General features: G+C 65.4%; 17 protein-coding genes, 1 tRNA gene and 1 other RNA gene. 7 read left to right on the top strand and 12 right to left on the bottom strand.

What is annotated here, in order from left to right:
• Positions 1-9 precede the first annotated feature (9 nt).
• The 4 genes from mihF to CH289_RS11360 all read left to right on the top strand — a co-directional run bounded on the left by mihF (position 10) and on the right by CH289_RS11360 (position 2,832).
• Complete coding sequence (mihF, locus tag CH289_RS11375; protein ID WP_026347388.1) at positions 10-324, top strand: integration host factor, actinobacterial type; 315 nt, start codon at positions 10-12, stop codon at positions 322-324.
• Positions 325-392: 68 nt separating this feature from the next.
• Positions 393-872, top strand: a complete 480-nt coding sequence (locus CH289_RS11370; RefSeq protein WP_019662882.1) for a cation:proton antiporter regulatory subunit — start codon at positions 393-395, stop codon at positions 870-872.
• Between the two features lie 4 nt (positions 873-876).
• Complete coding sequence (locus CH289_RS11365; RefSeq protein WP_019662881.1) at positions 877-2,034, top strand: cation:proton antiporter; 1,158 nt, start codon at positions 877-879, stop codon at positions 2,032-2,034.
• Positions 2,035-2,151: 117 nt separating this feature from the next.
• Entirely contained in the window at positions 2,152-2,832 is a 681-nt protein-coding gene (locus CH289_RS11360; RefSeq protein WP_176458757.1) for a GntR family transcriptional regulator, read from the top strand.
• Positions 2,833-2,868: 36 nt separating this feature from the next.
• Here the strand turns inward: CH289_RS11360 and CH289_RS11355 are convergent, their stop codons facing one another.
• Together CH289_RS11355 and CH289_RS11350 are read right to left on the bottom strand one after the other, a co-directional pair.
• Positions 2,869-5,019, bottom strand: a complete 2,151-nt coding sequence (locus CH289_RS11355) for a 3-hydroxyacyl-CoA dehydrogenase NAD-binding domain-containing protein (RefSeq protein WP_094727925.1) — start codon at positions 5,017-5,019, stop codon at positions 2,869-2,871.
• 10 nt (positions 5,020-5,029) lie between these two features.
• Entirely contained in the window at positions 5,030-6,241 is a 1,212-nt protein-coding gene (locus tag CH289_RS11350) for an acetyl-CoA C-acetyltransferase (RefSeq protein ID WP_020111033.1), read from the bottom strand.
• A gap of 285 nt (positions 6,242-6,526) precedes the next feature.
• On the opposite strand from CH289_RS11350, the gene CH289_RS11345 reads away from it, so the two are divergent.
• The gene (locus CH289_RS11345; protein ID WP_019662877.1) at positions 6,527-6,766 is read left to right on the top strand and encodes a hypothetical protein; all 240 of its coding nucleotides are present in this window, start codon (positions 6,527-6,529) and stop codon (positions 6,764-6,766) included.
• A gap of 102 nt (positions 6,767-6,868) precedes the next feature.
• On the opposite strand, the gene CH289_RS11340 is transcribed toward CH289_RS11345, so the two are convergent.
• The 6 genes from CH289_RS11340 to CH289_RS11315 form a co-directional block, all read right to left on the bottom strand.
• Positions 6,869-9,187 (bottom strand): DNA polymerase III subunit gamma and tau, encoded by a 2,319-nt coding sequence (locus CH289_RS11340; RefSeq protein ID WP_027498678.1) that lies wholly within the window; start codon positions 9,185-9,187, stop codon positions 6,869-6,871.
• Between the two features lie 85 nt (positions 9,188-9,272).
• Complete coding sequence (locus tag CH289_RS11335) at positions 9,273-9,848, bottom strand: HhH-GPD-type base excision DNA repair protein (RefSeq protein ID WP_026347386.1); 576 nt, start codon at positions 9,846-9,848, stop codon at positions 9,273-9,275.
• Positions 9,849-9,881: 33 nt separating this feature from the next.
• Positions 9,882-10,685 (bottom strand): transglutaminase-like domain-containing protein, encoded by an 804-nt coding sequence (locus CH289_RS11330; protein ID WP_026347385.1) that lies wholly within the window; start codon positions 10,683-10,685, stop codon positions 9,882-9,884.
• Positions 10,686-10,738: 53 nt separating this feature from the next.
• Positions 10,739-11,392 (bottom strand): phosphate signaling complex protein PhoU, encoded by a 654-nt coding sequence (gene phoU, locus CH289_RS11325; protein WP_019662873.1) that lies wholly within the window; start codon positions 11,390-11,392, stop codon positions 10,739-10,741.
• Between the two features lie 122 nt (positions 11,393-11,514).
• Positions 11,515-12,822 carry a lipase family protein gene (locus CH289_RS11320; protein ID WP_371828086.1) on the bottom strand — a complete coding sequence of 436 codons (1,308 nt, stop codon included), beginning with the start codon at positions 12,820-12,822 and terminating at the stop codon, positions 11,515-11,517.
• 108 nt (positions 12,823-12,930) lie between these two features.
• Positions 12,931-13,578 carry a TetR/AcrR family transcriptional regulator gene (locus CH289_RS11315; protein WP_019662871.1) on the bottom strand — a complete coding sequence of 216 codons (648 nt, stop codon included), beginning with the start codon at positions 13,576-13,578 and terminating at the stop codon, positions 12,931-12,933.
• A 132-nt stretch (positions 13,579-13,710) separates the two neighbouring features.
• Here CH289_RS11315 and CH289_RS11310 point away from each other — a divergent pair, with 132 nt between their 5' ends.
• On the top strand, positions 13,711-15,231 hold the full coding sequence (locus tag CH289_RS11310; RefSeq protein ID WP_094727924.1) for a DHA2 family efflux MFS transporter permease subunit: 1,521 nt from the start codon (positions 13,711-13,713) through the stop codon (positions 15,229-15,231).
• Positions 15,232-15,306: 75 nt separating this feature from the next.
• On the opposite strand, the gene CH289_RS11305 is transcribed toward CH289_RS11310, so the two are convergent.
• Together CH289_RS11305 and ffs are read right to left on the bottom strand one after the other, a co-directional pair.
• A complete protein-coding gene (locus CH289_RS11305; RefSeq protein ID WP_037164420.1) occupies positions 15,307-16,596 on the bottom strand; it encodes an aminotransferase class I/II-fold pyridoxal phosphate-dependent enzyme in 1,290 nt (429 codons plus the stop codon).
• Positions 16,597-16,630: 34 nt separating this feature from the next.
• An RNA gene (gene ffs / locus CH289_RS11300) (signal recognition particle sRNA small type) lies at positions 16,631-16,727 on the bottom strand.
• A 138-nt stretch (positions 16,728-16,865) separates the two neighbouring features.
• On the opposite strand from ffs, the gene CH289_RS11295 reads away from it, so the two are divergent.
• Positions 16,866-16,950: transfer RNA gene (locus CH289_RS11295), tRNA-Ser, on the top strand.
• A gap of 86 nt (positions 16,951-17,036) precedes the next feature.
• Here CH289_RS11295 and CH289_RS11290 read toward each other — a convergent pair.
• Positions 17,037-17,783 (bottom strand): 3-hydroxybutyrate dehydrogenase, encoded by a 747-nt coding sequence (locus CH289_RS11290; protein WP_033190068.1) that lies wholly within the window; start codon positions 17,781-17,783, stop codon positions 17,037-17,039.
• Positions 17,780-19,192: an MFS transporter gene (locus CH289_RS11285; RefSeq protein WP_019662866.1), complete on the bottom strand. Its 1,413-nt coding sequence runs from the start codon at positions 19,190-19,192 to the stop codon at positions 17,780-17,782. The genes CH289_RS11290 and CH289_RS11285 overlap by 4 nt, the downstream gene beginning before the upstream one ends.
• Between the last annotated feature and the right edge of the window lie 69 nt (positions 19,193-19,261).

Genomic DNA, 19,261 nt, shown 5'->3' with positions numbered 1-19,261 from the left:
GAACAGGCCATGGCTTTACCAGTATTGACTCCGGAACAGCGCACCGCGGCTCTGGCCAAGGCTGCCGAGGCACGCACCGCCCGGTCGAAGCTGCTGGCCGCCGTCAAGTCCGGCGAGCTCAGCGTCGCTGACGTTCTCGCAAAGGCCGAGAACGACGAGATCGTGAAGAAGACCAAGGTGTCCGCCCTGATCAAGGCACTTCCGGGTGTCGGTTCGGTGCGCGCCGCACAGCTGCTCGAGCAGCTGTCCATCGCAGACACCCGCCGTATCGGTGGACTCGGCGCAAACCAGCGCGAGGCACTTCTGGCGGCTGTCGCGTCCTGATACGACGCTGGATCGGCCTGCAGGGTTATCGAGGACATATCTCGCTCGTGCGGGGCTAGCATTTCCCCATGAACGTCGAAGTGACCCTGCTGCCCGGGATCGGGGTGCGGAAGGATTTCGCCCTCGCATCCGGGCGCCGCATCGGTGTCATCACCCGCAAAGACGGGGCGAACGAGCTGATCGTTTCGCGTAAAGACGACCCCGACGCAACACAAGCGTCCATCACCCTGAGCAATGAGGAGGCGGCGGCGCTGGGCAACCTGCTCGGCACGCCGCAACTCATTGCTCAGCTCGGGGAAGAGCATCGCGACCTTCCCGGCATCAACACACGCCAACTGCCCATCAAACTGGGCTCGCGATTCGACGGCCGAACCCTCGGCGACACCACCATGCGCACCAAGACCGGTGTGTCCATCGTCGCCGTCATGCGCGCAGGCCAGGTGCAACCGTCACCCAATCCCGACTTCACGCTCGTCGCGGGCGACCTGCTCGTCGCCGTAGGAACCGCCGACGGCCTCGACGCCGCAGCCAAGCTGCTCGGCAGATAGCGACATGGCCGAGAGCGCGCTCGCGCTGATCGAACTCGGCGCGGTCTTCTTCGCACTAGGACTTCTCGCTCGCCTCGCCGGCAAGATCGGCGTGTCGCCCATCCCGTTCTACCTGCTCGGCGGCCTCGCATTCGGCAACGGCGGATTCGTCACCCTCGGCGGAATCGACGAATTCAGCGAAATCGCCAGCGAAATCGGCGTCATCCTTCTCCTGCTGCTCCTGGGGCTCGAATACACCGCCGCCGAACTCGTCACCGGACTACGCCGGTCATCGCTGGCCGGAATCGTCGACATCGTCCTCAACTTCACCCCGGGCGCGGTGCTCGCACTCGTACTCGGCTGGGGCGGCGTCGGCGCGCTCGTCCTCGGCGGAGTCACCTACATCTCGTCGTCGGGAATCGTCGCAAAAGTCCTCACCGACCTGGGGCGACTCGGCAACCGCGAGACGCCCGTCGTCCTGTCGATCCTCGTATTCGAAGACCTGGCGATGGCGATCTACCTGCCGATCCTGACAGCGGTGCTCAGCGGCGTCAGCTTCCTCGGCGGCCTCGAAGCGCTCGGCATCTCCCTGCTCGTCATCACCGTCGTGCTCGTCGTCGCCCTGAGGTACGGACGATTCGTGTCCGCGATCGTCGACAGCCCAGACCGCGAAGTCGTGCTGCTCAAAGTGCTCGGCTCCGCGCTCCTCGTCGCCGGAATCGCCTCCGAGCTGCAAGTCTCCGCCGCCGTCGGCGCGTTCCTCCTGGGAATCGCGATCTCCGGCTCGACGGCCGACAACGCCACCCGCGTACTCGAACCCCTCCGCGACCTGTTCGCAGCAATGTTCTTCGTCGTCTTCGGACTACAGACCGACCCCGCGACAGTGCCACCGGTACTCGGCTGGGCACTACTGCTGGCCGCCGTCACCACCATCACCAAAGTGATGACCGGCGCATGGGCCGCCGGACGTCAGGGCATCGGCAGACCCGGACAACTCCGCGCCGGCGCCGCCCTCGTCGCCCGAGGAGAATTCTCGATCGTGATCGCAGGCCTGGCCGTCGCAGCCGGAGCCGTCGAAGGCGAACTCGCCGCCCTGGCCACCGCCTACGTACTGCTCATGGCCGTCCTGGGTCCAGTAGCCGCACGAGTCATTGCAGCTCCACCCGCAGTCCGTGCAGACTGACAACCCCTCATCCCGCAGGCTCCCCTCCTGCTTCGACTGAGTCATTCCGCAGGCTCCACTCCTGCATCTATTAAGTCATTCCGCAGGCTCCACTCCTGCGACGCCTAAGCTGACCGAATGGCCCAGCAGCGTCGATCACCAGCGGACGGTGCCCCCGCATTGCGTCGGCGCCCACAATTGTCCGAAGACGTCGCCAACCACGTGCGGCACATCGTCATGTCCGGCGCGGTCCGTCCGGGCGACTTCATCCGACTCGACGAGACGGCTGCCGAACTCGGGGTCAGCGTCACCCCGGTCCGCGAAGCACTGCTCACGTTGCGGGGCGAAGGAATGGTGGAACTGGTGCCGCACCGCGGCTACGTCGTCTCCCCGCTCACGCCCGAGGACATCGTCGACATCTTCTGGCTACAGGGACAGATCGCAGTCGAACTGGTCCGCCGGGCGGCACCGAAGATCACCGACGACGTCGTTGCCGAGCTGGAGAAGTTCAACGAGTCCCTGGCCGCGGCGGTGGAAAAGAATCAGGCCGAGGAAGTCGAGATCGCCGAGTTCGAGTTCCACCGGGTTCTCAATCGCCTCACCGGTGCAACCAAGCTGGCGTGGTTTCTCAACAACGCCACCCGCTACACCCCCACCCGGCTGTACGCGTCGGATCCGGAATGGGGGCGAGCGGCGGTGCGTAATCACGAACAGTTGATCGACGCTCTCCGTGCGGGCGACGTGGATGCGGCCTGCACGCTGATGCGCCGACAGTTCACCGATGGCGCGGAACGCCTGATCGCGTACCGCGCCCTGTGAGTGGAAATGTGTCCCAGGGGACACATTTCCACTCACCTAACGGAGCGAGTCCGGCGCGGTGAACCGCTCGCCGTACTTGGCAGCCAGCTCGTCGGCACGCTTGACGAACGCAGCCTGACCGAGGGAACCGTCCTGGGCCTCGTAGCCGACGATGTACTGGTGCACACCACCGGTCCAGGCCGGGTAGCCGATGCCGAAGATCGAGCCGATGTTGGCGTCGGCGGTGGTGTTCAGGACACCCTCGTCGAAGCACTTCTGCGTCTCGATGGCCTCGATGAACAGCATGCGCTCCCTCAGATCCTCGAACGGGATGTCCGCGGTACCTGACTTGAACGCGTCACGCAGGCCAGGCCACAGGCCGGCGCGCTTGCCGTCGGCGTACTCGTAGAAGCCTGCGCCCTTGGCCTTCGACGGACGCTCGAACTCGTCGACCATCTTGTCGATGACTGCGCCGGCCGGATCCTCGGGAGGAGTTCCACCCGCGGCCTTGATGGCGTCGTAGGTCTCCTTGCGGATCTTCTGCATCAGGTTGAGCGTCAGCTCGTCCGAGAGCTGCAGCGGCGCCGCCGGGTAGCCGGCCTGCAGACCTGCCTGCTCGATGGTCGACGGCTCCACACCTTCACCGAGCATCGCGATGGCCTCGTTGATGAAAGTGCCGATGACGCGCGAGGTGAAGAATCCGCGGCTGTCGTTGACGACGATCGGAGTCTTCTTGATGACCTGTACCAGGTCGAAGGCCTTCGCCAGCGCAGCGTCCGACGTCTTCTCGCCGCGGATGATCTCCACCAGCGGCATCTTGTCGACGGGCGAGAAGAAGTGGATTCCGATGAAGTCCTCCTGACGCTTCACGCCCTGAGCGAGGCTCGTGATCGGCAGCGTCGAGGTGTTGGAACCGAGCAACGCCGACGGGTCGACGAGGTCCTCGATCTCCTGGAACACCTTCTGCTTGAGCTCCTCGGATTCGAAGACCGCCTCGATGACGAGATCGGCGCCTTCGACGTCCTTGGCGTCGGCGGTCGGATGGATCCGCGCGAGCAGCGCGTCGGACTTCTCCTGAGTGGTCTTGCCACGCGAGAGTGCCTTGGCCTCGATGGCCTCGGAGTACGCCTTGCCCTTCTGCGCGGATTCGATGGCGACATCCTTGAGGACCACCTCGATGCCCGCTTTGGCACACACGTAGGCGATACCGGCGCCCATCATGCCTGCACCGAGCACTGCGACCTTGGTGAACGTCGTCTTCTCGATGCCGTCCGGGCGGGACTTGCCTGCATTGATCGCCTGCAGATCGAAGAAGAACGCCTGGATCATGTTCTTCGATACCGAGCCGGTGACCAACTCGGTGAAGTAGCGGGACTCGATGGTCGACGCATTGTCGAAATCGACTTGAGCGCCCTCGACTGCGGCCGACAGGATCGCGCGCGGCGCCGGCATTGGCGCACCCTTGATCTGCTTACGCAGGTTCGACGGGAACGCAGGCAGGACGGCAGCGAGCTTCGGGTTCGACGGGGTGCCGCCGGGGATTTTGTAGCCCTTGACGTCCCATGGTGCGACGCCACCCTCGGGGTTGGCCTTGATCCACGCCTTCGCCGCGGGCACGAGGGCGTCGATGCTGTCGACGAGCTCGTGCACGAGGCCGATCTCCAGAGCCTTCTCCGGACGGAACCGGGTGCCCTGGGCGAGGACCGTCATGAATCCGTTCTGGATGCCGAGCAGGCGCGTGATGCGTGTGACGCCACCGCCACCGGGCAGAAGACCGAGGGATACCTCGGGCAGACCGAGCTGAACGCCCGAGACATTCGCGGCGATCCGGTGGTGGGTCGCAAGAGTGATCTCGAGTCCACCGCCGAGTGCAGCACCGTTGATCGCGGAGACGACGGGCTTGCCGAGCTTCTCCAGGCGTCGCAGCTGCGCTTTGACTTCCTGTACCTCGTCGAACACGCGCTGGGCGTCCTCGGGCTTCGCGGTGATGAGGCTGTTGAGGTCACCACCGGCGAAGAACGTTTTCTTCGCCGAGGTGATCACGACGCCGGTGATGGAGTCGAGTTCCTTCTCCAGTCGATCGACGGTCGCGCCCATCGAGTCCTTGTACAGCTGGTTCATCGTGTTGGCGCCCTGGTTGGGGTCGTCCATCGTGAGCACGACGATGCCGTCGGAATCCTGGTCCCAGGTGATCATGTTTTCGCTCATGGTGTGTTCCTCAGACTCGCTCGATGATGGTGGCAACGCCCATGCCGCCGCCGATGCACAGGGTGATGAGTGCGTACCGGCCGCCGCGACGCTCGAGCTCGTCGAGCACGGTTCCGGTGATCATGGCTCCGGTGGCGCCGAGCGGGTGGCCCATCGCGATGGCTCCACCGTTGACGTTGAGCTTCTCGTTCGGGATCTGCAGATCCTTCTGGAAGCGAAGGACGACGGACGCGAACGCCTCGTTCAATTCGAAGAGATCGATGTCGTCGACGGTCAATCCTGCGGTTGCGAGAACCTTCTTCGACGCGGGTGTCGGGCCGGTCAGCATGATCGTCGTGTCTGCACCGGAAGTGGCCGTCGCGACGATGCGCGCACGCGGAACCAGGTTCAGGTCCTTGCCTGCCTGCTCGCTACCGACAAGGACGAGGGCTGCACCGTCGACGATGCCGGAGCTGTTACCACCGGTGTGGACGTGATCGATCTTCTCGATCCAGTGGTACTTCTGCAGCGCGACGTCGTCGAATCCACCCATCGCAGCGACACCGGTGAAGGCCGGGTTCAGTTTGCCGAGCGATTCGACCGTGCTGCCCGGACGCATGTGCTCGTCGTGGTCGAGGATCAGCAGGCCGTTCTGGTCGGTGACCGGTACGACGGACTTGGCGAAGTAGCCACCCGACCATGCAGCGGCGGCACGCTCCTGCGACTGCACTGCGTAGGCGTCGACGTCTTCGCGGCTGAACCCCTCGATCGTCGCGATGAGATCGGCGCCGATGCCCTGCGGCGCGAAGTACGTGTCGTAGTTGGTGGCCGGATCCATCGCCCACGCGCCGCCGTCACTGCCCATCGGGACGCGGGACATGGACTCGACACCACCGGCGATGACGACCTCGTCCCAGCCGGAACGCACCTTCTGCGCAGCCAGGTTGACGGCTTCGAGGCCGGACGCGCAGAACCGGTTGAGCTGGAATCCGCCCACGGTGTCCGGCATCTTCGCGGCCAGAACCGCGGTGCGCGCAATATCGGCACCCTGATCGCCCACCGGGGAGACCACACCGAGGATCAAGTCGGAGATGCGGTTCTCGTCGAGGTCGGGGAACCGTCGACGCAACTCGTCGATCAGGCCGGTGACCAGCGAAATGGGCTTGACGGAATGCAGTGAGCCGTTCTTCCCCTTGCCGCGTGGGGTCCTGATGGCTTCGTAAATGAACGCTTCTGTAGTCACAGCGCGGTCGTTCCTTCCACGTACTTCTGACTCGGCGGCGGCACCCGAGGGCGCCGCAGGACTCGAGGATCACACCTCGGCTCCTCTCACACTAGAACGCGGTACACAACCCGGTGAAGGACCGAAACGAGCGCGGTCCGTGACCGGCGCGTGCGTTTCAGCTCGACGAGACAGGGGTAGAGATAGCATCACCACTCGGGGGGATATGGGAGTGCAGCCAGCGGAACGAACCGGTTCCACAGAGTGGAGCCTGCGGGGGAGGTTCGAGCTCGGCCAGTTACGGAGATGATGACCATGGACACCCAGAAGCCGCTCGCGGTCGGAGCGCACGTCAAAGTGCGCTACAGCTCCGATTCTTCCCTGCCACGCGACCAGTGGCCCAAGGAATCAGGCGTCGTCAAGGAAGACTTCGGTGAGCAGACGGCATCGGTCGACCGCACCTGGGCCCGGGCTCACCGCTACGCCGTCGCCCTCGACGACGGCCGACTCGTCTTCGTCGACCCCGAGGACATCGAAGCAACCTGACCAAGGTCGGTCATGTGGTCGACTCAGCACCCTTTCTACCGACCCAGCACGCCTTCTATCCGCGGACTGGGCGTGTCAGCTCGGCAAGAAGGGTGCTGACTCCTACTCCTTGAGCGGAGTTGCTCCGAGTTCTGCCTGCAGCAGTTCCATGGCCACCGTTTCCGGGTCGCGCCGCACCGACGGGTCGGCAGGTTCGGCGGCCGCTTTGAGCAGCTCTTCCTCGTCCTCCGGTGTTTCCGGGGGCGGTGGACCGGCCGGCTCGGGGTCGTCGGGATAGTCGGGCGCCTCGGGGGGCGGTATGTCGTCGTATCCGTGGTCGGTCGCTCCCGATTCCCGCGCCGTCGAAGCCGGCTTGTTCGCCTGGCTCGGACGCGAGAACTTGGTCGGAGGCGCTTTCGGAGGCTCGGGCGCGGCCTTGGCGACCGGAGCTTCCTCAGCAGGAGCTGCTGCTCCGACGACGCACGTCACCTGCCAGTCGACACCGAACACATCACGCAGCGCATCCCTGATGACGTCGGCATTCCGTCCTTCCTGCAGCCGCTTCGCGAGCGGCGCGGAATCGTGGCCGAGCGTGATCGAGCCGTCGCTCACCGCTCGAACCGAGGCACCGGACAGCATGACCTCGACCGTGCGGCTGCGCTCGCGCACCTTGGCTCGGACCTCGGACCAGACCGCACGAATCGCCGCGGCGTCCGGCTGAGTGGACGCCGCCGCAACCGGCTCGGGCTCCGGATTCGGTACTGGTTCAGGGGCTGGTATCTGTTCCGGGGCAGGCTCGGGCTCGACCGGCGCAGGGAAGTCGAACGCGCGGGTCGGTTCGGCGACCGGACGCTCGGGCTCTACGGGCGCCGCTTCAGGTTCCGGGGTCGGCTCGGGTTCCGGGGTCGACACAGGCTCCGGAACAGGCTCGGGTTCCGGGGTCGGCTCGGGGTCCGGCTGCGGCACCGCAGTGGGCTCGGGCTGCGGCTCGGGCTCAGGAGTGGGTTCGGGCTCGGGCTGCGGCGTCGGCTCGGGCTCAGGAGTGGGTTCGGGCTCGGGCGTCGTCGGAATGCTGGCGGCAGGTGCCGGAGGGACTGCGGGAGCGGTCGGAACCACGGGAGGTACGTCAGGCGCGGGCGCTGCAGGCTCGGGGGCCGCAGCCGCCCGTTGGGACGGCCGGACGAACTTGGGCGGTGTGTCGTCGACCGGCGGCGCGCTGGGGGTCGACGGCTCAGCACGACGCTGCGGAGCCTGGTCGACGGCTGCTTGCTCGCCGGCGGGCAACGTGACGTCCAGGCGCCGCTCGAGACGCTCGAGACGTTGCAGCACAGCAGATTCGGCGTCGGATGCCGAGGGAAGCAGCATCCGCGCACACATGACTTCGAGCAGCAGGCGCGGTGCGGTGGCGCCGCGCATCTCCCCCAGACCGGCGTGGATGATCTCTGCATAGCGCGCCAGGGTCGCCGAGCCGATGCGGCCCGCTTCGTCGCGCAGACGTTCGAGAACGTCACCGGGAACATCGACCAGCCCGCGCTCACCTGCGTCGGGGACGGCGCGCATGAGGATGAGGTCGCGGAGCCTTTCCAGCAGGTCCGTCGCGAAGCGGCGCGGATCGTGTCCGGCGTCGACCACTTTGTCGACCGTCCCGAACAGTGATCCACCGTCCCCGGCCGCGAGTGCATCCACGGCTTCGTCGATCAACGCGACGTCGGTGACGCCGAGCAGGGACAGTGCCCGCGGATACGTGACGCCTTCGGGTCCTGCGCCTGCGAGCAGCTGGTCCAGCACGCTCAGCGAGTCACGCGGCGATCCGCCGCCGGCTCGAATCACCAACGGATAGACGGGATCCTCGACGGGGACCGACTCCTGCGCGGTGATCTTCTCGAGCAGCCCACGCATGGTCGACGGCGGGAGCAGCCGGAACGGGTAGTGGTGCGTACGCGAACGGATGGTCGGGAGCACCTTCTCCGGCTCCGTCGTCGCGAAGATGAAGACAAGGTGCTCCGGCGGCTCCTCGACGACCTTGAGCAGTGCGTTGAAGCCTGCTGTCGTGACCATGTGGGCCTCGTCGATGATGAAGATGACGTAGCGCGATTCGGCGGGCGCGTAGACCGCCTTGTCTCGGAGATCTCGTGCGTCGTCGACGCCACCGTGGCTTGCCGCGTCCATCTCGACGACGTCGAGGTTGCCCGGCCCACCCGGCGCGAGAGCGACGCAGGAGTTGCAGACGCCGCACGGCGTGGACGTCGGGCCTTCGACGCAGTTCAGCGACCGCGCGAGGATGCGCGCCGACGACGTCTTACCGCAGCCTCGGGGCCCGGAGAACAGGTATGCGTGGTTGATCCGATTGGAGTTGAGCGCGGTGCTCAACGGTTCGGTTACGTGCTCCTGCCCGACGACCTCAGCGAACGTCGCAGGACGGTACTTCCGGTAGAGAGCCACGCATGGAAGGGTACCGGCGCGCACCGACACCGGCACAACCCCGTCGGGCGGTCGAGCATGCCCGCCGCCATGGCCGGAGCGCGTCTCACTTGTTCTTCGCGGCTGCCTTCGCTGCCTTCTTGAACTCGCGGACCTCGAGCAGGGATTTCTCGTCGACGACATCGGCGATGGAACGCCTGGAACCGTCGTCGCCGTAGGCCCCTGCGGCGTCCCGCCAGCCTTCGGGAGTGACGCCCATCTGCTTCCCGAGGAGCGCGAGGAAGATGCGGGCCTTCTGGTCGCCGTATCCCGGTAGTGCTTTCAGCCGCTTCAGAACCTCGGCGCCGTTCGGGTCGCCGCGACGCCAGATCTCGTCGGGTTTGCCGTCGTAGTTCTCGGCGACGAACTCCGCGAGACCCTGAATCCGCTTGGCCATCGAGCCCGGAAAGCGGTGCACTGCAGGGGTCGTCGCGCACACCGCGGCGAACTCGTCGGGGTCGGCCTGCGCGATGGTGTCGACCTTCAGGTCACCGAGACGGTCGACGAGTTTCTTCGGGCCCGCGAATGCCGATTCCATGGGCACCTGCTGATCCAGCAGCATCCCGATGAGCAGCGCGAACGGGTCCTCGGCCAACAACGCGTCGGCTTCCGCGTCGCCAGTCAGATGCAAGGTGGGAGACATGTCGTCGATCATGCCACCTGTGGATCGAGGCTCCTAGGTGATGGATACCAGTTGAGTGATGTCGTCGAAGGGCAGTGGTCCGTCGACGACGGCCCCGACGACTGCGTTGTTGAGCGTGATGGAACCGCCGTGGTTGTCGAGGAATGCCGTGTCCGCGGCGTCACGACCGGTGGCGATCCGCACCAGCGTCGACCGCGGAGCCAGGCACGTCGCGTCGACCACACGCCACTGGCCGTCGACGAATGCCTCGGCGACGGCGTGGAAGTCCATGGGGTCGCATCCGGGTGCGTACACCGCGACGAGCCGTGCCGGTACGTTCACCGCACGCAGCAACGCCACGACGAGATGGGTGTAATCCCGGCACACACCTGCACCTGCGAGGAGGGTGTCCACTGCACCGTCGATCGGGTCACTGCTTCCCGGAACGTAGTTGAGCCGTGAGCCGACCCAGGACGACACCTCGGCGAGCAATTTCTCCGACGCCGCGTAGGAACCGAATTCCGTTGCCGCGAAACCGAAGAACTTGTCGGCCTCGGCATATCTGCTGGGACGTAGATACAGCGAGAGATCGTAATCCGACACAGGCGCCGGGTCGGTGTTGCCGTACACGGTGGCCGAGTACGACACCTCGAGCTTTCCGACGCCCGCATGCAACTTGTGGATTCGGGTGCCGTGCGCGCCGCTGATCTCCTGGAAATCGACCGGCTGGCCATCGAGAGTGAACGACAGCGCTTCCCACACTTCGGCGCCCGGGTGTGGAGCGATGGCGATCTGGAATTCCAGGGTGCTCGCCTCGGTGACGTCCACGTCGAGGTAGGCCGAGACTTCGCGTTTCATTGTGATGATCCTGCCACCGTTCATTCGATCCTGCAGATCGGACTCGAGCACCCTCAGGACTCGTCGGGGCGGAATTCGCCCGTGACGAGAAAGATGACACGCTTGGCGACTTCGACCGTGTGATCGGAGAAGCGCTCGTAGAAGCGTCCGAGGAGCGTCATGTCGACGGCGGCGGGGACACCGTGCGGCCAGTCGGGAGACGAGGTCAGGGTGAACAGGCTGCGGTGCAGCTCGTCCATTTTCTCGTCCTTGACCTGCAGCTCGGCGGCCAGGTCCGCGTCCCTGGTCAGCAGAACCTCGCGGGTGGCGTCGGCCTGCTCGACCGCGACGCGGCCCATCTCGGCGAAGACGCTCTCCACCTCGACGGGGAGGACGTGAGCGGGGTGACGTCTGCGCGCGAGCTCGGCGATGTGGATGGCGAGGCCACCCATTCGCTGCAGATCGGCGACGATGTGGATCCCGCTCACCATGATTCGCAGGTCCAGCGCGACGGGTGACTGCAACGCGAGTACCGAAAATGCTTTGTGCTCCCACGCCGCGGCGAGTTCGTCGATGCGTTCCCGGCTGCTGATGGTTTCCTCGGCCAGCGCCAGATCGGCCGTCAGCAACGCCTGCGTCGCCGACGCCATCGCCTTCTCGGCCAGGGTGCACATGTCCGCGAGGTCGGCTCGGATCTCGACGAGTTGCTCGTTGTAGTTCTCACGCACAGCGAGCCCACCTGTCCATCGAGATCCCCATCCGCCGTCCTCTGCCTGTCGAAAGTCCTTCAGTCCTGTACCCGGACCTTGATCTTTCTACACCAGGCGCTGTGCTGGTGGGATCGCCTGCGTCAGCAGTTGGTCGGGGCGGGCACGCCGTAGAAACGGTCCTTGATCCAGTTCTGCGCCTCGCCGAGTCCGAGGAGGTCCGGAATGATATGTCCCGCACCCGAACCGGGGACGATGGACGGAACATTCGCGGCGCTGAACTGAACCGTCGCTCCCCTGCTGCACCAGGCACCCGCGAGTTCGACGGCTTGACCGTGCGGGACGATGTCGTCGGACGTCCCGGACTGGACGAGCACCGGGGCGGTAGGCGTGCGCAGGCCGATCTTGTTCTTCGCGAGGATCTCCTGGGCCTTGGGAAGCCGATCCAGGACGACCGACATCGGCTCGCCGGTGCGGGTGTACTCGGTGGTCCGATGCAGTCCGACGGTCAGGATCGTCTCGCCCACACATTGATTCGCCACCTGCCGCAGCATGGCCTGGCCTGCGTCGTTGATGTTCTCGTCGATCAGAGGTTGAAGGTCGGGATCCGATTTCAGCAGACCGTTGAGGGTGTACCCGATGACGCCGGTGAGGATGGTGCCGTCGACCTGTTCGAGGGTCTGCTTCAGGTCGGCAGGCGGAGCGCCTGCGTAGCTGCCCACGAGGTCGAGTTCGGGAGCGTAATCGCCCGCCACCTCGGCTGCGGCCGCCACTGCGCCACCGCCCTGGGAGTATCCGTACGTCGCGACGGGTCCGCCCGCAGCGATCTTGGTGCCGGGTAGCTGCTGGGCAGCGCGGGCGGCGTCGAGAACAGCGTGCGCCTCGGCCGCGCGGTTGACGTAGGTGTGCGCGCCGGGTGTTCCGAGACCGTCGTAGTCGGTGATCACGACGCCGTATCCCTGCGAGAGCAAGGAGTACGCGGCCAGGACCTCGTACTCGACCATGAATCCGAGTGGTGGCGTGTACGTGATCAGCCGATTCAGCATGCGCGACGGCGCACACTGATCTCCTTGGCCTTGCGTCCCCGGTGCCAGCACGACGAGCGGCCGCGGGCCGGGTCCCGTCCATTCCGCCGCCGGATCGATATAGGTACCGGTGACCGCGTTGGGTGCGTCGTTGGAGTCGGTGCTGCGGTACATGATTCGCGTCGCCGTCCCCGGGAGTGGTCCGCCGATACCGGGGACCGACAGCGCCAGAGGCGACGGCTCGGTGCGAATCACGTCTCCGGCACCGCCGTCGGGCAAGGGGGTGGGCGGGAGGTAGAAGTCGGACTCACCCGTCGACCCGGTGGACGATCCCGCTCCAGGCTGCGCCGACGCGAGCGGGACTCCCGTCACCGCCGCCAGCAGTGCAACGCCCACCGCAGTGCCCAGCAATCGTGATACTCGCATCGATCGTCCAACCCCCGTACTTACCCACCGGTAGTGATATCCGACTGGGACCATACGTGACAGGGGACACACTTGGGAAGAGTGGGGTAGCGCATCACCGAGAGTGCGTCAGCGTCGTCGGCGATGCATGTCCGCTTTCGCGATCGAGATCTCCTCCGCCGTCAACGGCCTACCGGGTAGCTCCGTCGCGGCGCCCGGCGTCGAACGCAGGCCGTCGAGCACGATCGTGAAGTACCGCTTCCAGTTGTCCGGCTCTACCGTCTTCATGAATTCCGAAGCCGCACCGATCATTCCGATCAGCGGAAACAGGTCGTTGACCTCCACGTCGGCGCGCAGTTGGCCGGAGTCGCGCGCACGCATCACGATACGGTCGACGTACGGGTCGATCCGCTCCCTCATCTGGGCGATTCCGTTGCATCCTTCGTCCGTGCCGAGCACGACCTCGCCCAGACCTTTGTCCGCCGACATTCCTGCGAACAGATCCGCGAGAAACAGAACGAGTCCGTCCCACGGATCTTCAGCAGCCAGAGCGCTTTCCGCGGTGGCCAGCATTTCCTGCATACGCTGCTCGAACACGCCGTCGATCAGCTCCTCCTTGCAGGAGAACCGCCGATACACCGTCCCCACACCGACTTTCGCATGAGCAGCAACGTCGTCGAGCGTGATGTCGATTCCGCGCGAGGCGAACAGTTCGCGAGCCGCGTCGACGATTCGTCGGCGGTTGCGTTCCGCGTCCGCTCGCAACGGTTTCTTCACGCCTGTGTCGGCTCTCACACTCATTCGATGTCCGTTTCACCCGAAAAGCGGAGGACATTCCTCCACTTAGCTGCTACCTTCGTCTTCGTAACCGGAGGGTACACCTCCGTATAGCCGAATCGAAGGATGACCATGACCGCATTGTCACCGGACGACACCTCGTCGTCGACCTTGGCGACGGAGGAGACCACCGACGCCAGGGCACACCGAAACCGCTGGCTGATCCTCGCCACCCTCGGCCTCGCCCAGCTCATGGTGGTGCTCGACGCCACCGTCGTGAACATCGCTCTGCCCGCCGCCCAGCTCGACCTCGGCTTCGACAACGCCAACCGCTCCTGGGTCGTCACGTCCTACGCCCTGGCATTCGGCAGCCTCCTGCTGCTCGGCGGGCGACTGAGCGACCTGTTCGGACGCCGTAACACCTTCCTGATCGGGCTCATCGGATTCGCCGTGATGTCCGCGGTGGGTGGCGCAGCCGTCAACTTCGGCATGCTGGTCGCGGCACGCGCCGGCCAGGGCGTGTTCGGCGCCCTGCTCGCACCCGCGGCGCTCTCGCTCCTGGCCACCACGTTCACCGACCCGAAGGAACGAGCGAAGGCGTTCGGCATCTTCGGCGCCATCGCAGGCGGCGGCGGTGCACTCGGCCTACTGCTCGGCGGAATGCTCACCGAATGGGCCAACTGGCGCTGGAGCCTGTACATCAACCTGGTGTTCGCCGCACTCGCGTTCGTCGCCGGATTCCTCCTGCTCGCCAAGCACAAGGCCGACGTCCGCCCACGCCTGGACATTCCCGGAACGCTGACCGTGTCGGCAGCGCTGTTCGCCATCGTCTACGGCTTCGCTCACGCCGAGTCCGACGGCTGGAGCAACACGGTCACCATCGCATTCCTCGCCGCCGGCGTGGTGCTGCTCGGCGTGTTCTTCGCCATCCAGCAGCGTGTGTCGCACCCGTTGCTTCCGCTGCGCATCATCCTCGACCGCACCCGCGCCGGATCGTTCCTCGCCGTCTTCGTGACGGGTGCTGGCATGTTCGCGGTGTTCCTGTTCCTGACGTACTACCTGCAGAACACACTCCGGTTCACACCGATCAGCACCGGTTTCGCGTTCATGCCGATGATCGCCGCCCTCATCGTCACCGCGACGCTGTCGACGGCAATCGTGCTGCCGCGCTTCGGACCTCGCGTTCTCATGACGTCGGGCCTTCTCGTCGCCGCACTGGGCATGGGACTGCTCACCCAGATCGCCGTCGACTCCGCGTATGCGACGCATATCCTGCCCGGCCTGATCATCATGGGCCTCGGCTTGGGCGCGACGATGGCTCCGGCCATGCAGGGCGCGATCTCGGGAGTGAACCCCGACGATTCCGGTGTTGCCTCGGCAACGGTCAACACCATGCAGCAGGTCGGCGGGTCCATCGGTACCGCACTTCTGAGCACCATCGCGGCCACCGCGGCCACCAACTACGTGACCGACAACCTGGCGTCGGCGTCGAGTGCAGCCGCACTCCAAGCCAACGCTGAGATCGCCAGCTACACGACGACGTTCTGGTGGGCGACGGGCATCTTCCTGCTCGGAGCCGTCATCTCGGCCATCGTCGTCAAGCCCGGTCTGCTCCCCGCAGCCCCGGAAGGCGCAGTCGTAGTAGGCCACTGATCCGCTGTGAGTACTTGTGTAGGCCAGGGGGCAGGAGCGAAGCCTGCGGAGCGACCATGAGCGCTACATAAGTACTCACGTGGTGCGGAGGAGTTTTTCTGCCGCGGCCAGAAGTACGCAGGTCGCAACGCCGTTCATCGACTTCTCCAGCTCGGAGAGCGACGGGAAGCTCGGCGCGAGGCGGATGTTGCGGTCCTCGGGGTCCTTCTTGTACGGAAAAGCCGAGCCTGCGCCGGTCAGTGCGATGCCCGCGTCCTTCGCCAGAGCGATGGACCGGGCTGCCGTACCGTCCAGCACGTCGAGGGAGATGAAGTACCCGCCCTTCGGCTCCGTCCAGGAGGCGATTTTCGACGCTCCGAGGCGATCCTCCAGAATCTGTCCGACGAGAGCAAACTTCGGTGCCAGGATCTCCCGATGCTTGGCCATGTGGGCCTTCACACCGTCGGCATCACCGAAGAAGCGAAGGTGGCGAAGCTGATTGAGCTTGTCCGGCCCGATGCTCTTGGTGCCGAGACGCTTCAGGTACCACTCGAGGTTCGCGTCGGAACTTCCGAAGAAGCTGACGCCTGCACCGGCGAACGTGATCTTGGAGGTCGACGCGAACACGAACGGGCGGTTGGGATACCCGGCTTCGGCTGCCCAGCCCAGAATGTCGTACGCGGGTGCGAACTCCGCGGTCAGAGGGTGAACGGCGTAGGCGTTGTCCCAGAAGATCCGGAAGTCGGGTGCCGCAGCCGGGACGGACGCCAGTGCGCGCACGACCTCTTCGGAGAACACCGCACCCGTCGGGTTGGAGTAGTTCGGGACCGCCCACAGGCCCTTGATCTGCGGATCCGACGCCACGAGCCGCGTGATTTCCTCGACGTCGGGGCCGTCCGGGTTCATCGGGACCGGGATCATGTCGATGCCGAAGCTCTCGGAGATCGCGAAGTGGCGGTCGTATCCGGGAGCTGGGCAGAGGAAACGGATGTTGGGTTCCGCCGACCACGGCCGCGGTGAGTCCGGCAGGCCGTGCAGCAGGGACCAGACGACGAGGTCGTGCATGATCTCGAGGCTTGCGTTGTTGCCCGCAAGGAGGTTCGAGACGGGAATCCCGAGCAGCTCCCCGAAGATCGCGCGCAGTTCCGGCAGGCCGGCGAGGCCGCCGTAGTTGCGGCAGTCGGTGCCGCTGCCGTCGCGGAAATCGTCACCGGGCAGTGTCAGCAGATCCGAGGACAGATCGAGCTGCTCGGGCGACGGCTTGCCTCTGGTGAGATCGAGGGAGAGATTCTGGGCCTTCAGCTGCTCGTAGCTCGCTGCCTGTCGCTCGTGCTCGGCGACGAGCTCCTCATGGTTCATCAACCCGAACTGGGTTTGCGCTGACATGCGGAGCGGCCTCTCGTGATGCTGGTCCCTTGACATAAAGGGGACCCCGCGCACCCGGCAGAGCCCGTTGACCCTTGCTGCCTTCCGGCCCTGGGGGAGTTCACAGGATGCGCGCCGCGCGGGATCCAGTGAAGAGTGTAGCCGCACCGTCGACGACGGGTGACCGGCAGGGTTCCACGACTGCCGCGAGGCCCCGCTACAGGCCTCCGAATCGGCCCACGAGCAGCCGGTTTGGGATCGGACGGGGGTAACCCGGTATGCTTCCCTACGGAGGATTCGCCTAGTGGCCTATGGCGCTCGCCTGGAACGCGGGTTGGGTTAACGCCCTCAGGGGTTCAAATCCCCTATCCTCCGCGGTGAGAAAGCCCCCTGCACGTGCAGGGGGCTTTCTTCGTTCTCGGGTCCGCGAGCATCACGTCCGGACGTGACGGGCGACAGCCCTATCGCGCCGACCAACCACCGTCCATGGTGTACGACGCTCCGGTGACCATGCCGGCATCCGAGGACGCCAGCCATCCGACGAGGGATCCCACTTCTGCCGGTTCGACGAGTCGTTTGACTGCGCTCTCGGTCAGCATGACCTTCTCCAGCACCTGGTCTGCGTCGATCCCGTGCGCGGCCGCTTGGTCGGCGATCTGCTTCTCCACCAACGGCGTTCGCACGTAACCGGGGTTGACGCAGTTGCTCGTGACGCCGTGTGGGCCGCCTTCGAGTGCCGTGACCTTGGACAGTCCTTCCAAGGCGTGCTTGGCGGTCACGTACGCGACCTTGTATTCCGATGCGCGGAGGCCGTGCACCGAGGAGACGTTGACGATTCGTCCGAACCCTCGCGAGTACATGCCGGGCAGCGCAGCTCGGATCAGCAGGAACGGGGCTTCCACCATCAGGGTCTGGATCCGCCGGAACGCGGCTGGGTCGAAGTCGACGATCGAGGCGACGGTTTGGATTCCCGCGTTGTTGACCAGGATGTCGGTGTCGAGGTGCAGCTCTTCGAGCGAGGCCACGTCCAGCAGGTCCACTGCCCAGGTCTCGCCGTGGAGCTCGGACGCAAGTTCCTTCGCCGCTACTTCGTCGACGTCGGCGATGGTGACGGTCGCTCCGCGCGAGGCCAGTTCGCGTGCACACGCTGCCCCGATTCCGGACGCACCACCGGTGACGAGTGCGGTGCGTCCGGTCAGGTCGGTCATCGCTTCACGTCCGGTTCGAGCAGCCCTGCCTTGGCGAGCTCGGCTTCCGTGGCCAGATTCTTCGCGTCGGCGATGTCGATGGTCTCGAGTGCCAGGCCCTTGGTTTCGCGGGCGGCGATGACGGCGATCAACGTGACCGCGCAGGACGCCGCGAGGTACCAGGCGATCGGAACGCCCGAGCCGAAGCGGTCGAGCAACGCAACCGCGATGATCGGCGCCAGCGAGCCCGCGACGATCGACGTCACCTGATAGCCGAGGGACACGCCGGAGTAACGCATACGCGTCGGGAACATCTCTGCCATGATCGCCGGCTGCGTTGCATACATGAAGGCGTGGAACACGAGGCCGATGATGATCGCGAGCATGATGACCACGTTGTGACCGCTGTTGAACATCGGGAAGGCGAAGAAGCCCCAGGTTCCTGCGGTGACTGCGCCGAAGAAGTAGACGGGACGGCGGCCGACGCGGTCGGCGAGCCTGCCCACCAACGGAATCACGCAGAAGTGCACGGCATGGGCGACGAGCATCCACCACAGAATCGTCTGGGTGTCGGTACCGACCTCGACCTTGAGGTACGTGATCGTGAACGTGACGACGAGGTAGTACATGACGTTCTCACCGAAGCGCAGGCCCATGGCCGTGAAGACACCACGCGGGTAGCGCTTGAGGACCTCGAAGACACCGTACGACGCTGCCTTGATGACCTCGGCCTGCTTCTGTGCTTCGACGAAGATCGGGGCGTCGGTGACCTTGGTGCGGATGTAGTAACCGACGAAGACGATCACTGCGGAGAGCCAGAACGCAACGCGCCAGCCCCAACTGAGGAAGTCGTCCTCCGGCAGGACGGTGGTCAGAATGAGCAGCACCACGGTGGCGAGCAGGTTTCCGGCGGGTACGCCTGCCTGCGGCCAGCTGGCCCAGAATCCACGGCTCTTGTTCGGGCTGTGCTCTGCGACGAGCAGAACCGCGCCACCCCATTCGCCGCCGACGGCGAAGCCCTGGATGAACCGGAGCGCGACGAGAAGAGCAGGCGCCCAGTAGCCGATCTGGTTGAACGTCGGCAGACATCCCATCAGGAACGTTGCGCCGCCGACCAGGACGAGGCTGAACTGCAGCAGCTTCTTTCGGCCGTACTTGTCACCGAAGTGACCGAATACGATGCCGCCGAGCGGACGTGCGACGAAGCCGACGGCGTACGTGACGAAGGCAGCGAGAATGGCGTCGAGCTCACTCGTGCCTGCTGCGAAGAAGATCTTGGAGAAGACCAGCGTGGCAGCGGTGCCGTAGAGGAAGAATTCGTACCATTCGACGATGGTGCCCGCCATCGATGCACCGACGACCTTCTTGAGGCCGCTCGGAGTGGCGTCGGGGTCGTTCCCCGGTGATTCGGTGCGTTCTTCGACGCTCATTGCTACTCCTCGTGTTCTGGGACATGCGCGGGCTAGATTGTGACTACCACCACACATATCGGTATCGCT

This window comes from Rhodococcus sp. RS1C4, from assembly GCF_002258225.1.
GTDB lineage: Bacteria > Actinomycetota > Actinomycetes > Mycobacteriales > Mycobacteriaceae > Rhodococcoides > Rhodococcoides fascians_E.
This window is presented reverse-complemented; position numbering and strand designations above follow the sequence as displayed.

Excerpts from the sequence above, each read along its gene's own strand:
- mihF (WP_026347388.1), top strand. The coding sequence starts at position 10 with ATGGCTTTACCAGTATTGACTCCGGAACAGCGCACCGCGGCTCTGGCC.
- CH289_RS11370 (WP_019662882.1), top strand. The coding sequence starts at position 393 with ATGAACGTCGAAGTGACCCTGCTGCCCGGGATCGGGGTGCGGAAGGAT.
- CH289_RS11365 (WP_019662881.1), top strand. The coding sequence starts at position 877 with ATGGCCGAGAGCGCGCTCGCGCTGATCGAACTCGGCGCGGTCTTCTTC.
- CH289_RS11360 (WP_176458757.1), top strand. The coding sequence starts at position 2,152 with ATGGCCCAGCAGCGTCGATCACCAGCGGACGGTGCCCCCGCATTGCGT.
- CH289_RS11355 (WP_094727925.1), bottom strand. The coding sequence starts at position 5,019 with ATGAGCGAAAACATGATCACCTGGGACCAGGATTCCGACGGCATCGTC.
- CH289_RS11345 (WP_019662877.1), top strand. The coding sequence starts at position 6,527 with ATGATGACCATGGACACCCAGAAGCCGCTCGCGGTCGGAGCGCACGTC.
- CH289_RS11335 (WP_026347386.1), bottom strand. The coding sequence starts at position 9,848 with ATGTCTCCCACCTTGCATCTGACTGGCGACGCGGAAGCCGACGCGTTG.
- CH289_RS11330 (WP_026347385.1), bottom strand. The coding sequence starts at position 10,685 with ATGAAACGCGAAGTCTCGGCCTACCTCGACGTGGACGTCACCGAGGCG.
- CH289_RS11320 (WP_371828086.1), bottom strand. The coding sequence starts at position 12,822 with ATGCGAGTATCACGATTGCTGGGCACTGCGGTGGGCGTTGCACTGCTG.
- CH289_RS11310 (WP_094727924.1), top strand. The coding sequence starts at position 13,711 with ATGACCGCATTGTCACCGGACGACACCTCGTCGTCGACCTTGGCGACG.
- CH289_RS11305 (WP_037164420.1), bottom strand. The coding sequence starts at position 16,596 with ATGTCAGCGCAAACCCAGTTCGGGTTGATGAACCATGAGGAGCTCGTC.
- CH289_RS11290 (WP_033190068.1), bottom strand. The coding sequence starts at position 17,783 with ATGACCGACCTGACCGGACGCACCGCACTCGTCACCGGTGGTGCGTCC.
- CH289_RS11285 (WP_019662866.1), bottom strand. The coding sequence starts at position 19,192 with ATGAGCGTCGAAGAACGCACCGAATCACCGGGGAACGACCCCGACGCC.